This is a genomic window from Nostoc sp. FACHB-133, from assembly GCF_014698055.1.
GTDB lineage: Bacteria > Cyanobacteriota > Cyanobacteriia > Cyanobacteriales > Nostocaceae > Nostoc.
Window position 1 is genome coordinate 59,352 of sequence record NZ_JACJSH010000006.1, and the last position, 18,271, is coordinate 77,622.

An 18,271-nucleotide genomic window follows, 5' to 3' on the forward strand; every position below is an offset into this window, starting at 1 on the left:
TTGGGAACGAGGCAACTAATTAATTTTGAAAACATCCTTTCTTGATTTTACTAAAAATGAAAGGATATCCCAAATATTTACCTAACTTAGTTTTGCAAGCAGGTAGTCCTAATTTGGCGCGAAATTCTTCGTCATATACTGCTTCTTCCCAATTTTCTGCCAATTTAATCTGCTCGGTTGTGAGATTTTTAGCATTACAAAGTCTGTTCTATCTACGCTACTTTGAGTAAAGTCAACATCACGGAGATTTGCACCTCTTAAATCATTTCCATCCAATTTTGCGACATTTAATCTAGCACCACTCATATCTACATTTCTTAAGTCTACATCGACGATTAATTTGCTGTGGCTTAAATCAGCATTTTGTAAGTTTGCCGACTGAAGGTTAACATTGCCAAAGCTTGCGTAAGATAAATTAGCTTGATTTAGATTTGCTCCCGTTAAATCTAAACCTGTAAGGTAGGCACTTTTTAAGTTAGCGCCACTTAAATTCGCAGCACGGAGATTACTATCAGAAATAAATAAGCCAGAAAGATTAGTATCAGAAAAATTAGCTGATTGTAAGTTAACTTTCTCTAACGAAACTTTATAATCAACATTACAACTAAAATCAATATCACCGATTTCTGAGAATCCAGATTCTCCATGATCATCTTCAGATTTATCAGTCCATCGCATCTCTGCTTGGCGTAAATCAGATCCTTGTAAATTTGCACTATCTAATTTAGCATCTGTCAGTTCAGCTTCTCTTAAATCTGCTCCAGCTAAATCAGTATTTGTTAAATCAGCACCACCTAAATCACACTTGGGGCATTTTTTAGTTGTTAGCAACTGCTTCACATGAGCCGGATTTGAAGTTTTTTTAGCCTCACAATTTTTACAACTAGAAAGAAAAGTAAGTAATAAAGCTGATACGATTAATATTTTTATTTTCATATATGACGCGATCGCTCAGTTCGCCCTCGTATCCACAAAGCTAGTACACTCATTAACAACACCCCCATCACTCCTTGCAGGGGATTATTATTCACACCAGTTACCCAATCAGGAACTTGACCAGAATATTTCACTAATTCGCCAACATTAATAATGTAGTAGCCCCAAACTAAACCACCATGCAAACCAATTGGTAAACCCAAGCGTCCCCTTCGCCAACGCTTTCCCCATACCTGCGTTAACCCCAGCAGCACTAAAGCTGGAAATTGCGGCAGTGTATGAATAATTGCCTCTAAAGGTTTAATAAAGTGCAATGTAGCAAAGGCAGTTGCATCTGTCCACAATGCGACACGCGGGCTGTAATCTCGTTGTAGTTCATCTAGCAACCAGCCTCGGAATAACAATTCCTCAGCAAATCCAATACCTAAGCCAACAAGTAAACCTTCTAAAATTATTTTTAGCAAGAAAACTTTCGGTTGTTGCCACACCAACCAACCCAACAAACTTTCTACCCCAAAAAGTATCAGAATATTAATTATCCCCATAGCCAAACCACGTAGTAAATCCACACCGTTTTGTCGCGTGAATTCTAAGCCATAATGCCGCAGAATTTGGGGCTGTTGGTAGACATATTTACCCCATAGTCTTAGGAGAAAAATAAATACTGCATATAACAATACCAATGTCAATATACTTTCTAAGTTTGAATCATCCACTAGTAAGTATATTGGTGCAGCCAATGGCAACCATAGCAGCAATAAAGTCAAAATAAAACAACCCAGCCTAATAGGGGCAGGGCGTTCAGCTAAACGGACAAGGTTTTTTTTCATACCAATGTTAAGTCACCAGCCAATACTCTATATTTCAACTAATGACCAATGACCAACAACCAATAACTATTCATCAGGTTCAATTGTGCTACTTAAACCGTGACTTATCAAGGTTTCGCAATAGAACTCAGCGTGTTCCAGAGCGCAAGTAATGACTAAAGCTAGCCCGTTAGTATGGGCTTCCATCATGATGCTAACCGCCTGGGGTTGGGTAAGGCTTGGTACAGTGGCTATTAATGACTGCACAACATGCTCCATAGAGTTGTAGTCATCGTTATGGAGCAAAACGCGATACCGAGGCGCTAGCTTACGGGTTGTGGAAGGCTTTTGAATAGTTTCAACTGACACGGCTCTTTGCTCTTTTCTTGTTGATTCACTACTACAAAGTGTCTGTGTAGCGATCGCTTAACAGTTATTTACCTATTCTATAGTATCTCTGTTCAGATACTATGCTAGAAAAACCGCTCAACTTAGTTTTGCGTAGCCACTTGCGAGGCAGATGTCTGAGACATACTTGCTGTGAGAGTGCTACCCTAATCTTACAGAAGCTTCCTTAAACCTAGCGCATTTTCATTTTTAAAATTAAGGAAATTGCAAAATAATCCTTGCCCCTGACCAAACTCCATAATCATGGACATTAGCCTAGATTTTCTTCAACCAGGACAAATTGTGTCTTTAGAGCATGGCGACAGAAATCTGTATGCAGAAGTCATTCAATTTGTAGTTTCCCGCCAGTTGTGCTGGGTGCGTCCTTTACTAATGGTTACTTTGATTCAAGAATCGCCGCTAATTACCGATTTGCGAGATGCGTCTGACTTGCTTTGGCCTGCAAATTTATTTCGACCAGCATTAGACACCGAAGTAATTACCTTCTTGAGTCAAGTTTTAGCAAAAGAACCAAAAACTGAGCCTGACTCAGCCGCCAAGCAGCAACTTAATCAATTTATTCACCAACTATGGTCAGCATATCAATAGGCATAGGGCAAAGGATATGACTAGAAGTTAGTTTATCTGGAGCGCTAACAGCCATATTGATGATATCAACTCCCTTCGCAACGAGTTTATTCTGTTTGTGGACAATTTCAGGAAACAGAAAGGGAGGAATTTTTTCTCGGCGTTTAGCGAACTACATAATGTAGAGGGTTATTAGCACGGTTTACGCCATTCTAGTTATTGAAATAATCAACCTCAGAGAAAAATACAAACAATAATATCACTCTTATTATCCCACCTGCCTTTACTAAAACTTGTTTTACTAACTTGGAATTTTGATTACTTCACTATCTATCAAATTTACTTGATATACCTCTATGCATAAGTATTTAAGAATATCCAAAGCTGGGAACCAACTTAATTCTACCAGCATCCATCTCCGACATTAATAATTCCAGAGCTTCGTAGTCAACATCAGAAATATAACCCAGTTCTGTCAGTTCTGAATTGATTTCATTTTCTATCTCAGGAGTTAGCTTCTTAATGTCAAGAGCTTTTTCTACCAATTTACGAATAGCGTACTTAGTTCTCATAAGTAATACATCCAACTGTAATATGATACTGATTATCCCAGATAAGTCTAAGTATAAAGAGCGATCTAAATACTAATTTAGTTGTGACATAGATCACAATCAATTAATTAAATAGATAATTCGCTATGACTCTGGCGTATGCCATCAGCAACGCTAAAGTAGGAGATTTAACTTACCGTTAAGACTTGGCTAAATTAGCCTTGGTTATAGACTAAGCAAGTTTTATCAGCATAGTTACTGATGATTTGTTTGCTCTATGGCTGTCTATGTTGATTGTTTTTGAACTGAGATAAAAAAAAAGTATATATAAACACATTTTAACCTGGAATTATAACAATCTTTAAACAGAGATACTAAAGAAATAAAGATTCAGCAAAGAGAGCTAAGACGTATGGTCGATGCAACAGAATAGAGTTTATGTTCAAATAATCCTTAGCGTGACGCTTCAATAATTCTCAATAGGATGTAACTATGCAAGCAGTGCTTAACTATCCCAAAATTGCAGTCATTCGCCCCCAAGGGTATTTGAATGCGACAAACGCCTTGGAATTTGAACGAGATATGACCACAGCGTTGGTACAAAATGATATTTCCATCTTGGTAGTAGACCTCGCAGCAGTAGAATCCTTAGATAGCGCAGGGTTAATGGCATTGTTATCTACACACAAACTGGCTCTGAGTTTAGAACGGAGTTTGCGACTTTGTGCTGTAGCTCCGTCAATTAGAATTATTTTTGAACTAACGCAACTCGATAGCGTATTTGAAATATTGGATAGTGAAGTTGAGTTAGCTGCAACAGAACTTACAACTTTATGTATGTAAAAGCACAAAAGTTCGGTTAAAAAATGGAGTTTATGTAAAGGAGTTATAAGTTACAACGAGAAACTATGTTATGAGACCTAATTCAATGCTAATGTTTGGTTTGGGTAGCTGTAATTAAGGTAGCTAGAAGATAGCACAGTGGCTGTTGCAGTTGAGAAATTAATAACATCGGATATTTTAAAACCAGGGCGTTACCTTGGTAATGAGCGTTTAGCAGTACACAAAGCTTGGGATAAGGCAGGAATACGCTGGGTCTTAACCTACCCGGAAGTATATGAAGTCGGTGCATCTAATTTAGGGCACATTATCCTATACAACATCCTGAATGCCCAACCGCGTCAATTGTGCGATCGCGCCTACCTCCCAGGAAAAGACCTGGCAGACAAACTACGCGAAACTAATACGCCATTGTTTGCGGTAGAGTCAAAGCGATCGCTCACAGAATTCGACATCTTAGGCTTTAGCCTCAGTTACGAACTGGGTGCAACTAACATCCTAGAAATGTTGGATCTGGCTGGAATTCCATTGACGTGGAGAGAACGGCAACAAGCAGGGGGAGAACTAACGAATCTCCAATCCCAGTTTCCGTTGATTTTTGCTGGTGGGCAAACAGCAACATCGAATCCTGAGCCTTACGCTGACTTTTTCGACTTTATCGCCCTTGGGGATGGAGAGGAACTGCTCCCAGAAATTGGTTTGGTATTGGAAGAAGGCAAACAAGCAGGATTGAGTCGGGAAGATATATTACTGGATTTGGCACAGATACCAGGCGTATATGTCCCTCAGTTTTACGACATGGCAGAAGATGGCTCAGTTCATCCTCGTCGCTCTGACGTACCAAAACGAATTCTGCGACGGGTGGCAACCCCCATACCAGCATATTCCATTGGGCTAGTTCCTTATGTAGAAACGGTGCATGACCGTTTGACGATAGAGATTCGGCGTGGTTGCACTCGTGGCTGTCGCTTCTGTCAACCAGGAATGCTGACTCGGCCAGCACGGGATGTAGAACCCGATAAGGTTGTAGAAGCAATTGAACAGGGAATGCGGGCAACTGGTTACAATGAGTTTTCCCTGCTATCTCTGAGTTGTTCTGATTACTTGTCCCTACCAGTAGTGGGGATGGAAATCAAAAATCGCTTAAAAAATGAAAATATTTCTCTGACTCTACCAAGCCAACGGGTAGACAGATTTGATGAGAATATTGCTAATATCCTTGGAGGTACACGGCAAGGTGGACTAACTTTTGCTCCAGAAGCTGGAACTCAGCGGATGCGAGACATCGTAAATAAAGGTTTGACGAATGAAGAATTGTTGCGGGGAGTAAAAACCGCTTGGGAGCAAGGCTGGGATAAAATCAAGTTGTATTTTATGATTGGCTTGCCGGGTGAGACGGATGTTGATGTTTTGGGCATTGCGGAAACAGTCAGCTGGCTACAGCGAGAATGCCGAGGCAAAGGCAGAAAACCTCTGAACTTTAACCTAACAATTTCTAACTTTACGCCTAAGCCGCATACACCATTCCAGTGGCACTCAGTTTCTACCACTGAATTTAAGCGCAAACAAAACCTATTGCGGCAAGAATTCCGCCGGATGAGGGGAATGAAGGTAAATTTTACCGATGTCCGCATTTCGGCAATGGAAGATTTTGTAGGACGAGGCGATCGCAATTTGAGCAAAGTAGTCCGCCGCGCCTGGGAATTGGGTGCAGGGATGGATTCCTGGTATGAAAATTTAGATCAAGCTTTTAGCGCTTGGGGAGATGCGATCGCCGGGGCCGATCTAGATTGGAAATACCGCCAAGTAGAAAATGGCGAATGGAATTTGTTTCACGCACAAGAGCAGAGCAAATCACCAGATGCGGAAAATGTCCAATTCCTCAGTCCTCACTCCCTAGATACTCCCCTACCTTGGGATCATATTGATACCGGAATTGATAAAAACTGGCTCAAAGAAGACTTGCAACGTGCCTTAGCAGCCGCAATTGTACCGGACTGCTCTTTTGAAGGTTGTTCTCACTGTGGCGTATGTGGAACCGACTTTGGCCATAACGTCGTGATTGCACCACCTGTTATCCCACAATTCGCTGGCGATTTTGTTCCCAACACAACCAAGGCACAACGAGTCCGAGTTTGGTTTGGAAAACAGGGTAATATGGCTTTGGTAAGCCACCTAGATTTAATCCGTCTGTTTGACCGAGTTGTGCGGCGAGCAGGCTTACCTATTGCTTTCACTGGTGGGTTTCATCCAATGCCGCGAATTTCTGTAGCAACTGCATTGGCTTTAGGTGCTACTAGTAGCGGTGAAATTGCGGATTTTGAGTTAACTGTACTAGTGGACATCGATACTTTTCGAGAAGAATTGGTTCGGGAAATGCCCACAGACATACCTATATATAATGTGGAGCAGATAGATTTAAAAACTCCGGCAGCTACCCAACTGCTAGAAACCGCAGAATATTTAATTACCGTAGCAGCACTTGAAGAAACAACACCCATACAATGGCAAAACTGGATTGATACCATCAAAGCAAAGGATGAGCTTTGGTACGAGCATACAACAAAGTCAGGCAAGAGCCAGTTAATAAATCTGCGCGATCGCTTATTTGAACTGGAATTAGTAGAAACCCACAAAGGCATTGCAGAATCTATATCTGTTATCCGTTATGTAGGTAGCTATCGCCAAGATGGTTTTCTATTGCGTCCTGAACAAATCCTGTTTATGCTAGGGATAGTGGGTAGTGGAGAATTTCAACTCCTGCACATCCACCGCAATCGGCTAATTTTAGCGGTATAATCCCTGTAGGGCAGCTTGCTAGTAGTTGTCCTAACATGTTACATCGTCGGAATTGATTTTTAGCAAGGTTGCGTTAGAATGGGGTGAAGAGAATTTTTCTGGCGCTGCATTGAATTAGCTGGTTCACTACCCTGGTGTTCAGGGGGCGAAAGCAAAGATATTAGAGTGCAACTTCTAGGATTTTATCCCAGACAAACTGAGGCAGATTAAAGAACACACTCTCTCTTTATAGCTAACTTGTGAATCAGTAACTAACAGCAGGCTCGGTTAGCTTCTCTAAATCCATACTTTTCCAACAACTGCTGAATGTCTAATCCACAGTATTGCCCAAGAGCTAGTGCGTTACTCTTCTAGAGTTGTTCGCCCTTGGTGTTACCGTAGGGTAAACAACTGCTGTAGGTTAAGCCGATTTGCAGACGTTCACGAGACGCGCAAAGCGCGGCTTAAAAGTAGGGTAGCAGCTGGCGTTGCTGAGTATAACCCTAAGAATAAATCCAGGGAATGGAAAATAGAAATAGTTTCTTTTTCTTAACGACTTCAGTAGGTTACTCTCAAAAAAAGCTTCCTGAGTTAAAAACTCACTCAGGATTTATAACTTTCAACTCAGAACTCTCTTCATTGAGAGTATTGCATTGCAAATCAACCATAGATGGTTGATTTAATTGCTTAAACATGCAGCCGTTCTGGAATAATCCGCCGTGAAAACGCTCTTAAGAGCGCCAATAGCTATTTAACTTAGAACATCAGGTTTGCGATTTTTATCATCAGTAGCGCCTTTTGAGGGTTGCAAGGGCAACAAAGGTATAACAAACCTCCAGACCTATTGGTGCTGCCAATTTTTGAGGAAATTGAATGCCAAAACAAATTATCATCGCGGAGCAGCACCAAATTGCTGCTGTCTTTTCCGAAGATCAAATACAGGAACTCGTTGTTGCTACCGGTCATCATCAAATAGGTGATATCTACTTAGGAGTAGTAGAAAACGTATTGCCTGGGATAGATGCGGCTTTTGTGAATATTGGCGACCCAGAGCGCAACGGTTTTATTCACGTCACCGACTTGGGCCCATTGAAACTCAAGCGTACCGCAGCAGCCATTACAGAACTATTAGCACCACAGCAGAAAGTTTTGGTGCAGGTTATGAAAGAGCCAACGGGGACAAAAGGGCCCAGGCTCACGGGTAACATCACCTTACCTGGACGCTACGTAGTACTAATGCCTTATGGTAGGGGCGTAAATTTATCCCGACGAATTAAAAGTGAAAGTGAGCGCAACCGCTTACGGGCACTAGCGATTTTGGTAAAACCGGCGGGAATGGGTTTGCTCGTGCGTACAGAAGCCGAAGGCAAACCAGAAGAAGCGATTATGGAAGATTTGGAGTTGCTGCAAAAGCAATGGGAGGCGATTCAGCAGGAAGCGCATTCTACCCGTGCCCCAGCACTGCTCAACCGAGACGATGATTTTATCCAGCGCGTATTGCGGGATATGTACGGCGCGGATGTCAATCGGATTGTCGTAGATTCCAGTACTGGTTTGAAGCGCGTGAAGCAGTACTTGCAGAATTGGAGTGGCGGTCAAACACCGCAAGGATTGTTGATTGACCATCACCGCGATCGCTCCCCAATTTTAGAGTACTTCCGCATCAGTGCTGCCATTCGAGAAGCCCTAAAACCGAGAGTAGACCTACCTTCTGGAGGTTACATTATCATCGAGCCAACCGAGGCATTAACCGTAATCGATGTTAACTCAGGTTCCTTTACGCGATCGGCGACAGCCAGAGAAACAGTTTTATGGACAAACTGTGAAGCTGCAACAGAAATTGCTCGCCAGTTGCGTCTGCGGAATATTGCCGGAGTGATTGTCGTTGATTTCATTGATATGGAATCCCGACGTGACCAACTGCAAGTTCTCGAACACTTTAATAAAGGACTCAAAGCAGACAAAGCTCGTCCCCAGATTGCTCAACTTACGGAACTGGGTTTAGTAGAACTGACCCGCAAACGTCAGGGTCAAAATATTTACGAATTGTTTGGTGAAACTTGTCCCACCTGTGGCGGTTTAGGGCATACTGTGCGTCTGCCTGGAGAACTTGAAAATCGATTACCAATACCAGCAGAAACACCAGAGCGTGAGCGTTTTGTATCTCTACCTCACCGAGAACCACGTCAGCCATCTGCCCGCGTCCCGGAACCACGAGAAACATACGACGGGTTTGGGGAAGCATTTGACGGCGACTCGGAATCGACTAACCTAAATCTGATTAATCATCCTAGTTATCAAGAACTGAATGATAATAAGCGTCGTACCCGTACTCGCCGTAGTCGAATTGGCATCAATGGGTTAAATGGGAAAGATGAATCTCGGGTTATTGCCAATCCATTAGCTTTTGCCAACGAGCCAGATTTAGACCTTGATATAGAACCAGAATTAGGAGTTACACCAGAAATTCCCTCACCCACCCTTGGTAAACCAGGTTGGAATGAAAGAGTAGAGCGCACTGTAGAGCGTGCTAAAGTTATTAAGCCAGAACCAGTTAAACCAGTGGTAGAACCACCGGAGATTAGAACTGTAGAAATGAGCCTCCAGGAACAGGATATGTTTGCCTTGATGGGAATATCTCCCTTGGTGAAGTTAGAGCAAGAGGTTAAAAATACCAAATCTGTGATTATTAACGTGATTCAGCCTGGTCAAGTGCGAACAACTCCCACTGAATCTGTCTCAGAATCACCTATTGCCCAAAAAGTACCACCTGAAGTAATTGCAACTAAGTCACCAATACCAAAAGTTATTGAGCCAGAACAAAAATCTTTGATAGAAGAGACAGCTGAACCATCTGAGTTGACTGCCAATCCTTCGGAAAGCTTGTCTGCAAAAGCCTCCGTCAAAGCGATCGCAGATGAAAGTGATTCAAGCAGCGCCGCCAATGCAATCGCAGATGAAAGTGATGCAAACAGCGCCGCCACTGCTAGCCGCCGTCGTCGCCGTCGTTCCTCAGCGATTGAGGATAATTAATTTGGTTTATGGTAGAAACATCACTAACGCCCTTGGAACAATCCAATTGGCTGGAGTTTTCTACCTTGTCAGGGATTCCAGGATTGGTTGCAGGTGTGGATGAAGTAGGGCGAGGCGCTCTATTTGGCCCGGTGGTGGCGGCAGCAGTGATCCTGCCAGATCATGCTTTGCCAATACTGATGGCAGCTAAAATTAAAGACAGTAAAAAGTTGTCTAGTTCTCGGAGAACTCAGCTAGCGCAGCAAATTTATGCGCTGGCTATAGACTGGAAAATTGGGTTTGCTTCTACTGCCGAAATTGACAAGATAAATATTTTGCAAGCGACACTATTAGCAATGAAGCGGGCTGTACTGAAGTTAAAGGTACAGCCTGCAATCTGCTTGGTTGATGGCAATCAGTCAATCAAAGACTTGCTATTGCCACAACAAACAATAGTTAAGGGAGATGAGCGATCGCTCGCTATTGCCTCTGCTAGTATTGTTGCCAAGGTTTGGCGTGATGATTTGGTACTGCGTCTAGCATTGAAATACCCTATGTACAACCTAGAGCGTAACAAGGGCTATGGTAGCCAACGGCATTTGCTGGCTCTGCAACAATACGGCCCATCGCCCCTACATCGTCAGTCTTTTCGTCCTTGCCAAATCAAAGTACTGAACGCTGAGTGATAAAATGATTACTCAGCATTCAAGATTGGCAATTCGGTGCTGTCACTGTCAAGTCTTCTATCTTTAGTTTGTGATATCACCCAATAGCGATAATCAGTCAAAAGTTGATTTAATAACCTTTGCCTAACCGACAACAGTACGCTTTTGAGCAAACCATTACCAGTAGCTTCTAAAATTGGCTTAGGAGTAAAGGAAAATGGCGGTGGTAAATCCACCACCACTTCTAAATCAGCCCTTCCTTGCAGACGAGTGCCAGTACTAAACTCTTTGGGAGACAAATGTCCTTTTAAATTAAGGGCAAAGCGCTGGTTAATATACTCGAAACCCAATATTTCACAGCCTAGCGATCGCAAATAAATTATTCCATTTGATTCTGCCCAAACTCTCATGTCTACAGTCGGTTGAATGCTTAATGACATAAAAGTGAGTGGACGCATTTTCAAGCGAAATACTTCCTCAGAAAGCTGCTGAGTTCGGGTGTTGTCAGCCAAAGCCTTAACCAGACGTTGAGGCTGACGCAAGTAGTGCTGAATGTGAATAGGCTGCTCTGGAACAGCGATTTCAACCGATTGGGAGGCAGTAAACCGGGTAGCCATGAGCGGATAAAAATATCTGTCTCTTAATTTTAATATTTTTTAACAACTTAAATCTGATTATTAGAAAAGAGCAAAATTAGCGTTGCTTATCAGCTATACAGCATTAGCAAAAATTTGGTAGGCTCATTACTATCTTTAGTTTAAGAAATATAGATTAGGATTAGCCCTTTCAAGGTGGTTAAAAATTTTGGTCAATAAATTCCTCTTTAAGCTCTATACTCTGTGCCATCTGCGTCTCTGTGGTTAAAAAAAATACTTTTAAACAGCAGAGGCACAGAGACCGATGAGAAAAAATAAGAGATTTTACGAGTTACCTTGAAAGGGCTAAGATTAGGATTTAATTCTTGACACAAAGGAAAGAATGTGAATATTTATTTGGTGAAAAACTAACATAATTGCTCTGAATGTTTCAGAGCAATTTCGCCAAAAAAACTGCCAGAAAATCTATCTGGTAGAAGACTGATTTTCATAATTTGTTTTCCTAAATACATATTCAAGACTATTCGTTTAGTGGGTAAATTTTAGAGATAACAGTTTTTACTAATAGTAAATATTGAATATATTTGTCAAAGCCAAAATATCATAATCTGTGTTTACACATTAAAGTCACAACTCAAGGCTAAAGGCATGACTCTATCGATCGCACATTTAGGGCCTCCCGGCACTTACGCAGAACAAGCAGCTGTTCTTTATGTCAACTGGTTGACTAAAAGTACGGGAGATGAAGCTACATTATCTCCCTATCCCACCATCTCACAGTCACTGCACGCCGTTGCTGATGGTCAAGCTCACCTGGCTGTTGTGCCAGTAGAAAATTCTATTGAAGGGAGTGTTACCACAACACTGGATACACTGTGGCAGTTAGACAGCTTGCGAATTCAGCTGGCTTTGGTATTACCCATTGTCCATACCTTAATTTCCTGCGCCTCTGGTTTAGATAAGATTAAAACTGTTTACTCTCACCCGCAAGCTTTGGCACAATGTCAGGGATGGTTAGAGCGGTTTCTCCCGACTGTACAGATTATTCCTAGCAATTCTACAACCGAAGCACTACAGCGATTGGAGCAAGAAACAACAACAGCAGCGATCGCTTCTAGTAGAGCCGCTCAACTCTACAATTTACCGATACTTGCCACTGGTATTAACGACTATCCAGAAAACTGTACTCGTTTTTGGGTAGTAAGTCAGGGTGAAGCAAATGCTGGATACCAGACATCAAAAGTGCCTACCAGTCACACATCGCTAGCTTTTAGTATGCCTGCTAACACACCCGGAGCATTAGTCAAACCTTTGCAAATCTTTGCTCAACTAGGAATTAACCTCAGCCGGATTGAATCTCGTCCGACGAAGCGATCACTAGGCGAATATTTGTTTTTCATGGATTTAGAAGCAGATGTCAAGGAAGCACAAATGCAATCTGCTTTAGCAGAATTAACTATCCACACAGAGATTTTAAAAATTCTTGGCGCTTACAATGTTTTGCCGATCAGCGCTTTTACTTGAGAAGTTAGGAGTTATCAGTTAGGCAATATAAATTATAAGTTGTCGATCTTGTATTTTTTGTTATTTTTCCTAACTCCTAAACTCCTCACTTCTCACTTTTCATTAAAGGTGTCTTTGAGAACAGCTCGAGCTGCCAAATGATTACGAGTAGAAGTTAAAATTTCTGCTTCTCGCTCTAGACGCGTTGCAGTATCTTGCATTTCTAGCAATAACTGTTGCTCTGCGGCGACACCGTAAAGATTACTGGCTACCCAATAAGATAGTTCTGTTGGTAGATCGGGCAAATCTTCTGGCAGTTCGATATTTTGTTCGGTTAATTTACCTGATAGACGCACAACATCTCGCAGTAGTTGTTCTACTTCAGTTGACAAAGGATGCAAATCTTTTGTTGGTGGTTGGTCTTCAATCCACTCAACTAAGCCAACGCGATATGGCTTTTCACGAACATACTCTAATACACGAAATCTTTGCTGCCCTAATGTCAACATCTTGATTCGATCATCTGGCAGCCGTTGGTGATGAATGATTTCTGCACAGCAACCAGTGTTTGCAATTGTACCTTTGACTGGATCGAACATCAAAACACCAAACCTGCGATCGCTCTCCAAAATCGTGTTCATCATGATTCGGTAGCGAAATTCAAAGATGTGTAAAGGTAATGGTCTAGTAGGAAACAGAACTACTTCGGGTAACGGGAACAGAGGTAGTTCACGAACTGCAATTTTAGAAGATGATGTCATTGTTACCTTGGTATAAACTTAATCTTTAAAATTTCTTTTTCTCTGCTTTTCCCGTATTTTGTCTATATTCTATCATTTGTTTCCTAGCTAAATAAAAGCCCTGAGATATATTTCTTCAGGGCTATGTAAAAATTCATACTAATTTGATTTGTCTTTTGTCCTTTGTCTGAGTACTAATGACTAATTAAAGTTTGACTTCAATATCCACACCCGATGGTAGATCCAATTTCATCAGAGCATCTATTGTCTTAGAAGAGGGCTGGTAAATGTCAATAATCCGGCGATGGGTACGGGTTTCAAAGTGTTCCCGTGAGTCTTTATCTACGTGAGGCGATCGCAGCACACAATAGATCCGGCGTTTTGTGGGTAAAGGAATTGGGCCTATGGCTGTAGCGTTGGTGCGGTTAGCTGTGTCTACAATCTTCTCGCAAGATGTATCTAATAAGCGTCGGTCAAAAGCCTGTAAGCGAATTCTAATTTTCTGCTGCTGTAGAGTTGCCATCTTTAATTTTCCAGGTTCTGCGTAATTAGGGGATTATTTACAGGTTAAAGGTTACAGGGTAAAGGTTACAGAAAACTATTACCTGTCCCCTGTAACCTATTACCTTATTTATAGAGGGAAGAGAAAGGAGCAGAGAGGAATCATACCATCTCTGCTCCTTTGTTATGAGCAAAAAGGTGCTACTTGATGATTTTGGAGACGACACCAGCACCTATGGTGCGTCCACCTTCGCGGATAGCGAAGCGCATTCCTTGTTCAATCGCGATCGCGTTGATCAATTCTACTGTCATCTTGATGCGATCGCCTGGCATCACCATTTCTACTTCTTTGCCTTCATCGGAGGTGTAGGCTTTGATGGTACCAGTTACATCAGTTGTCCGCACGTAGAACTGGGGACGGTAGCCAGCGAAAAATGGAGTCTTACGACCACCTTCTTTTTCTGTTAAGACATACACCTCACCTTCAAATTCATTGTGAGGTTTAATCGAACCAGGTTTGGCGATGACCATACCCCGTTCAATATCAGCCTTCTGGATACCCCGGAGTAGTACGCCAGCGTTATCCCCAGCCATACCTTGGTCGAGACTCTTCTTGAACATCTCAATCCCAGTTACGGTAGTGGCGCGAGTATCTCTGATACCCACTAGTTCAACGTTATCGCCAACTTTGACTACACCCCGCTCAATCCGACCGGTGGCGACAGTACCACGACCTGTAATTGAGAACACGTCTTCTACAGCCATCAGGAAGGGTTTATCAACATCCCGCTCAGGAGTGGGGATGTAAGAATCTACAGCATCCATCAATTCGTAGATTTTGTCTACCCAAGGATTTTCACCGCGTTGGGTCTTAGGATTTTTGGTCATTGCTTCTAGAGCTTGCAGACCAGATCCTTTGATAATGGGGATGTCGTCACCAGGGAAATCGTAGCTGGAAAGCAGTTCTCTCAGTTCTAGTTCTACTAGTTCCAAGAGTTCTGGGTCATCCATCAAATCTTCTTTGTTCAAGAAGACAACCAGACTGGGAACGCCTACCTGTTTTGCCAACAGGATGTGTTCGCGGGTTTGGGGCATAGGACCATCGGTAGCAGCAACTACGAGGATACCTCCGTCCATCTGGGCAGCACCGGTGATCATGTTCTTCACATAGTCAGCGTGTCCTGGACAGTCTACGTGAGCATAGTGCCGACTTGCAGTCTCATACTCTACGTGAGCGGTATTAATGGTAATACCCCGTGCCTTTTCTTCTGGGGCATTATCAATTTGGTCGTAGCCCTTAGCTACAGCCTGACCCATAGCTGCCAAGGTCATGGTAATGGCTGCTGTCAAGGTAGTTTTACCGTGGTCAACGTGGCCAACTGTACCGATATTGATGTGGGGCTTATTTCTTTCAAACTTTGCGCGTGCCATGAATGCTCATTTCCTTATTTTAACTAAGCGTTCCCTTTGCTTTTTGCAATGATAGTTTCAGCTACGCTGCGAGGCACCTCTTCGTAGTGGCTGAACTCCATCGTGAAGGTACCCCGACCTTGCGTTTTTGACCGGATATCAGTGGCGTAGCCAAACATACTCGCCAGTGGGACTTTGGATGTTACCTTCGCGAGTCCCTTTTCGGTGCTTTGGCTTTCAATCTGCCCTCGGCGGGTGTTGAGGTCGCCAATGACGTTCCCCATATAGTCTTCAGGAACTTCAACTTCAACTTTCATCATAGGTTCTAAGATGACAGGTGAAGCTTTCAGCACAGCCTCTTTCATCGCCATTGAGCCAGCGATTTTGAAAGCCATTTCTGAAGAGTCTACATCATGGTATGACCCATCAATTAGTGTCGCTTTAACGTCAATCAACGGATATCCAGCTAGAACACCGGATTCGCAGCTTTCTTTCATCCCTTGTTCTGCGGGGCCAACGTACTCTTTAGGTACTGTACCGCCAGCAATTTTGGAAACGAATTCAAAGCCAGTACCGGGTTCTCCAGGCTCCAAATTGATCACAACGTGACCGTATTGACCTTTACCACCACTTTGGCGGATGAATTTGCCCTCAACTTTGTTCACAGCTTTCCGAATTGTTTCTCGGTAAGCTACTTGTGGCGCACCTACATTCGCTTCCACCTTGAATTCTCGTAACATCCGGTCTACTAGAATTTCTAGGTGTAGCTCTCCCATTCCCGCGATCACGGTCTGGTTTGTTTCGGGATCGACGCGAACACGAAAGGTGGGGTCTTCTTCTGAGAGAGATTGCAGAGCTTTGGACAATTTGTCCATATCGTTCTTGGTTTTGGGTTCAACCGCCACCGAGATCACAGGCTCAGGAATGAATAGGGATTCCAGAATTACTGGCGATCCATCATCACAGAGCGTGTCACCTGTTAAGGTGTCTTTCAAACCCAGAGCTGCTCCCAGATCACCAGCTCGCAATTCATCGACATCTTGCCGATCGTCTGCCTTCATGAGAACTAAGCGGGAAATCCGTTCTTTTTTATTCTTACTAGCGTTGAGAACGTAGCTGCCCTTTTTCAGGACACCAGAATAAACGCGAACAAATGTCAGGCGACCGTAAGGGTCAGCCATAATCTTGAATGCCAGAGCTGCTAGGGGTTCATTGTCATCAGCCCGTCGCTCAATAGTGTCGCCGTTGGGCAGTAAGCCTTGAATTGGCGGTACTTCACTTGGTGCTGGCAGGTAATCTACAACAGCATCCAGCATTAACTGCACGCCTTTGTTTTTGAATGCTGAACCGCAAAGTACTGGTACAATTGTGCCCGCAATTGTGCCTTTACGCAGAGCAGTCCTAATTTCCTGTTCTGTAAGTTCTTCGCCCTCGAAGTACTTAGTCATTAAAGCATCGTCGGTTTCTGCCGCGGCTTCTATGAGCTTGGTGCGGAATTCGTCTGCCTGCGCTTGCAATTCTTCCGGGATATCGGTTTCCTGGATATCGGTTCCTTGGTCGTTGGCGTAAATATACGCACGTTGCCGTACTAGGTCAACGATACCTTGGAAGTCATTTTCACTACCAATTGGTAGTTGAATAGCGATCGCATTCGCCCGCAGGCGATCGCGAATTTGGTCGTGAACTTTATAAAAGTTCGCTCCAGTGCGATCCATCTTGTTGATAAAGGCTATGCGAGGAACTTTGTAGCGTTCTGCTTGTCGCCACACTGTCTCAGACTGCGGTTGCACGCCGCCCACAGAACAAAATACTGCGATTACACCATCCAACACGCGCATGGAACGTTCAACTTCAATTGTGAAGTCTACGTGACCTGGAGTATCGATAATGTTAATTTGATGATCTTTCCAACTGGTACTAATAGCAGCAGCAGTAATGGTAATTCCCCGCTCCCGCTCTTGCTCCATCCAGTCTGTGACGGCAGTTCCTTCATGAACTTCGCCAATTTTATGAATTATCCCAGAGTAAAATAATATTCTCTCTGTTGTTGTTGTTTTGCCCGCATCTATATGCGCCGCAATACCAATGTTGCGTACTTTCTCTAGCGGGATCGTGCGTGCCACAGCTACCTCCTATAGTTTTTGCCTCATGATATCTTGTATATTACTCTTTGTTAAGATTCTATACTTTTACGGAAAACCGTCTTCTTTTTGTAAATCCACGATATACCGCTTCCGCAAGGCGATATATCGCTTTTCTACTTAATAACGATAGTGGGCAAATGCTTTGTTAGCTTCCGCCATCCGGTGCGTTTCTTCGCGTTTCCGAATAGCATTGCCAGTTTCATTAGCAGCATCCATTAACTCATTTGCCAATTTGCTTGCCATTGTCCGGCCTGGTCTAGACCGGGAATATTGCACTAACCAACGCAGTGCTAAGGTAGTGCCCCGTTCTGAACGCACTTCCATTGGTACTTGGTAGGTTGCTCCACCTACTCGCCTAGCTTTCACCTCTACTAAAGGTGTGGCATTTCGCACTGCTCTTTCAAAGGTTTCTAAAGCACCATTACCAGTGCGTTCCTCAATAGTTTTCAATGCTTCATAAACAATTCGTGCGGCAAGTGATTTCTTGCCATGACGCATGATCCGCCTGATAATCATGCTCACAAGGCGACTGTTATATACAGAGTCAGACGGAACTGGGCGCCTTTGAATAACACCACGACGAGACATACTTCACCTTTAATTCGGAATTGGCAACGAAATTATATGCTATCAGACACCGGAAACTAAAAGCTGTGGAACCCAACCCTCAGACTTTTTCAATTTTGTTTTCGACTGTTGCAGCAAGGCTGACCTATTGACTGCCAATTTTGGATTAGAGTTTTTGGTAGACGTTCCGACCACAAGGATTGGAAAAAATCAAAAGTCTTTAAGCCTCATCCCCTTGTGGGTT

16 protein-coding genes are annotated in these 18,271 nt (G+C 43.1%); 6 read left to right on the forward strand and 10 right to left on the reverse strand.

Features of this window, described 5'->3' with window-relative positions; translation table 11 throughout:
• Nucleotides 1-108: 108 nt before the first annotated feature.
• The 3 genes from H6G86_RS07010 to clpS all read right to left on the reverse strand — a co-directional run bounded on the left by H6G86_RS07010 (nucleotide 109) and on the right by clpS (nucleotide 2,114).
• Nucleotides 109-936: a pentapeptide repeat-containing protein gene (locus tag H6G86_RS07010; protein ID WP_190933722.1), complete on the reverse strand. Its 828-nt coding sequence runs from the start codon at nucleotides 934-936 to the stop codon at nucleotides 109-111.
• Entirely contained in the window at nucleotides 933-1,766 is an 834-nt protein-coding gene (locus tag H6G86_RS07015) for a CPBP family intramembrane glutamic endopeptidase (protein ID WP_190933723.1), read from the reverse strand. The genes H6G86_RS07010 and H6G86_RS07015 overlap by 4 nt, the downstream gene beginning before the upstream one ends.
• A 66-nt stretch (nucleotides 1,767-1,832) precedes the next feature.
• Nucleotides 1,833-2,114 (reverse strand): ATP-dependent Clp protease adapter ClpS, encoded by a 282-nt coding sequence (clpS, locus tag H6G86_RS07020; protein ID WP_012410249.1) that lies wholly within the window; start codon nucleotides 2,112-2,114, stop codon nucleotides 1,833-1,835.
• A gap of 282 nt (nucleotides 2,115-2,396) precedes the next feature.
• Between clpS and H6G86_RS07025 the strand changes: the two genes are divergently transcribed.
• The gene (locus tag H6G86_RS07025) at nucleotides 2,397-2,741 is read left to right on the forward strand and encodes a hypothetical protein (RefSeq protein ID WP_012410248.1); all 345 of its coding nucleotides are present in this window, start codon (nucleotides 2,397-2,399) and stop codon (nucleotides 2,739-2,741) included.
• A 347-nt stretch (nucleotides 2,742-3,088) separates the two neighbouring features.
• Here H6G86_RS07025 and H6G86_RS07030 read toward each other — a convergent pair whose 3' ends face one another.
• Entirely contained in the window at nucleotides 3,089-3,292 is a 204-nt protein-coding gene (locus H6G86_RS07030) for a hypothetical protein (protein WP_094331166.1), read from the reverse strand.
• Nucleotides 3,293-3,763: 471 nt separating this feature from the next.
• Between H6G86_RS07030 and H6G86_RS07035 the strand changes: the two genes are divergently transcribed.
• The 4 genes from H6G86_RS07035 (at nucleotide 3,764) to H6G86_RS07050 (ending at nucleotide 10,587) form a co-directional block, all read left to right on the forward strand.
• A complete protein-coding gene (locus H6G86_RS07035; protein ID WP_190933724.1) occupies nucleotides 3,764-4,114 on the forward strand; it encodes an STAS domain-containing protein in 351 nt (116 codons plus the stop codon).
• A 138-nt stretch (nucleotides 4,115-4,252) separates the two neighbouring features.
• Nucleotides 4,253-6,910 (forward strand): TIGR03960 family B12-binding radical SAM protein, encoded by a 2,658-nt coding sequence (locus tag H6G86_RS07040; RefSeq protein ID WP_190933725.1) that lies wholly within the window; start codon nucleotides 4,253-4,255, stop codon nucleotides 6,908-6,910.
• An 852-nt stretch (nucleotides 6,911-7,762) separates the two neighbouring features.
• Nucleotides 7,763-9,922, forward strand: coding sequence for a ribonuclease E (gene rne, locus H6G86_RS07045; protein WP_190933726.1), 2,160 nt, complete (start codon nucleotides 7,763-7,765; stop codon nucleotides 9,920-9,922).
• Nucleotides 9,923-9,930: 8 nt separating this feature from the next.
• Nucleotides 9,931-10,587, forward strand: a complete 657-nt coding sequence (locus tag H6G86_RS07050) for a ribonuclease HII (RefSeq protein ID WP_190933727.1) — start codon at nucleotides 9,931-9,933, stop codon at nucleotides 10,585-10,587.
• 8 nt (nucleotides 10,588-10,595) lie between these two features.
• Here H6G86_RS07050 and H6G86_RS07055 read toward each other — a convergent pair whose 3' ends face one another.
• The gene (locus H6G86_RS07055; protein WP_190933728.1) at nucleotides 10,596-11,183 is read right to left on the reverse strand and encodes a DUF1997 domain-containing protein; all 588 of its coding nucleotides are present in this window, start codon (nucleotides 11,181-11,183) and stop codon (nucleotides 10,596-10,598) included.
• A gap of 627 nt (nucleotides 11,184-11,810) precedes the next feature.
• On the opposite strand from H6G86_RS07055, the gene pheA reads away from it, so the two are divergent.
• Complete coding sequence (gene pheA / locus H6G86_RS07060) at nucleotides 11,811-12,686, forward strand: prephenate dehydratase (RefSeq protein ID WP_190933729.1); 876 nt, start codon at nucleotides 11,811-11,813, stop codon at nucleotides 12,684-12,686.
• Nucleotides 12,687-12,778: 92 nt separating this feature from the next.
• Here the strand turns inward: pheA and H6G86_RS07065 are convergent, their stop codons facing one another.
• The 5 genes from H6G86_RS07065 to rpsG all read right to left on the reverse strand — a co-directional run bounded on the left by H6G86_RS07065 (nucleotide 12,779) and on the right by rpsG (nucleotide 18,048).
• Nucleotides 12,779-13,426, reverse strand: a complete 648-nt coding sequence (locus H6G86_RS07065) for an LON peptidase substrate-binding domain-containing protein (RefSeq protein ID WP_190933730.1) — start codon at nucleotides 13,424-13,426, stop codon at nucleotides 12,779-12,781.
• Nucleotides 13,427-13,610: 184 nt separating this feature from the next.
• Nucleotides 13,611-13,928 carry a 30S ribosomal protein S10 gene (gene rpsJ / locus H6G86_RS07070; RefSeq protein WP_008232935.1) on the reverse strand — a complete coding sequence of 106 codons (318 nt, stop codon included), beginning with the start codon at nucleotides 13,926-13,928 and terminating at the stop codon, nucleotides 13,611-13,613.
• A 179-nt stretch (nucleotides 13,929-14,107) separates the two neighbouring features.
• Nucleotides 14,108-15,337, reverse strand: coding sequence for an elongation factor Tu (gene tuf / locus H6G86_RS07075; protein WP_100899834.1), 1,230 nt, complete (start codon nucleotides 15,335-15,337; stop codon nucleotides 14,108-14,110).
• Between the two features lie 23 nt (nucleotides 15,338-15,360).
• Entirely contained in the window at nucleotides 15,361-17,439 is a 2,079-nt protein-coding gene (gene fusA / locus H6G86_RS07080; protein WP_190933731.1) for an elongation factor G, read from the reverse strand.
• Nucleotides 17,440-17,577: 138 nt separating this feature from the next.
• A complete protein-coding gene (gene rpsG / locus H6G86_RS07085; RefSeq protein WP_012410237.1) occupies nucleotides 17,578-18,048 on the reverse strand; it encodes a 30S ribosomal protein S7 in 471 nt (156 codons plus the stop codon).
• Nucleotides 18,049-18,271: the final 223 nt, after the last annotated feature.

What these genes read in the sequence shown, in the direction of transcription:
- H6G86_RS07010 (WP_190933722.1), bottom strand. Translation starts at nt 936, where the DNA reads ATGAAAATAAAAATATTAATCGTATCAGCTTTATTACTTACTTTTCTT.
- H6G86_RS07015 (WP_190933723.1), bottom strand. Translation starts at nt 1,766, where the DNA reads ATGAAAAAAAACCTTGTCCGTTTAGCTGAACGCCCTGCCCCTATTAGG.
- H6G86_RS07025 (WP_012410248.1), top strand. Translation starts at nt 2,397, where the DNA reads ATGGACATTAGCCTAGATTTTCTTCAACCAGGACAAATTGTGTCTTTA.
- H6G86_RS07030 (WP_094331166.1), bottom strand. Translation starts at nt 3,292, where the DNA reads ATGAGAACTAAGTACGCTATTCGTAAATTGGTAGAAAAAGCTCTTGAC.
- H6G86_RS07035 (WP_190933724.1), top strand. Translation starts at nt 3,764, where the DNA reads ATGCAAGCAGTGCTTAACTATCCCAAAATTGCAGTCATTCGCCCCCAA.
- rne (WP_190933726.1), top strand. Translation starts at nt 7,763, where the DNA reads ATGCCAAAACAAATTATCATCGCGGAGCAGCACCAAATTGCTGCTGTC.
- H6G86_RS07050 (WP_190933727.1), top strand. Translation starts at nt 9,931, where the DNA reads ATGGTAGAAACATCACTAACGCCCTTGGAACAATCCAATTGGCTGGAG.
- H6G86_RS07055 (WP_190933728.1), bottom strand. Translation starts at nt 11,183, where the DNA reads ATGGCTACCCGGTTTACTGCCTCCCAATCGGTTGAAATCGCTGTTCCA.
- pheA (WP_190933729.1), top strand. Translation starts at nt 11,811, where the DNA reads ATGACTCTATCGATCGCACATTTAGGGCCTCCCGGCACTTACGCAGAA.
- H6G86_RS07065 (WP_190933730.1), bottom strand. Translation starts at nt 13,426, where the DNA reads ATGACATCATCTTCTAAAATTGCAGTTCGTGAACTACCTCTGTTCCCG.
- rpsJ (WP_008232935.1), bottom strand. Translation starts at nt 13,928, where the DNA reads ATGGCAACTCTACAGCAGCAGAAAATTAGAATTCGCTTACAGGCTTTT.
- tuf (WP_100899834.1), bottom strand. Translation starts at nt 15,337, where the DNA reads ATGGCACGCGCAAAGTTTGAAAGAAATAAGCCCCACATCAATATCGGT.
- rpsG (WP_012410237.1), bottom strand. Translation starts at nt 18,048, where the DNA reads ATGTCTCGTCGTGGTGTTATTCAAAGGCGCCCAGTTCCGTCTGACTCT.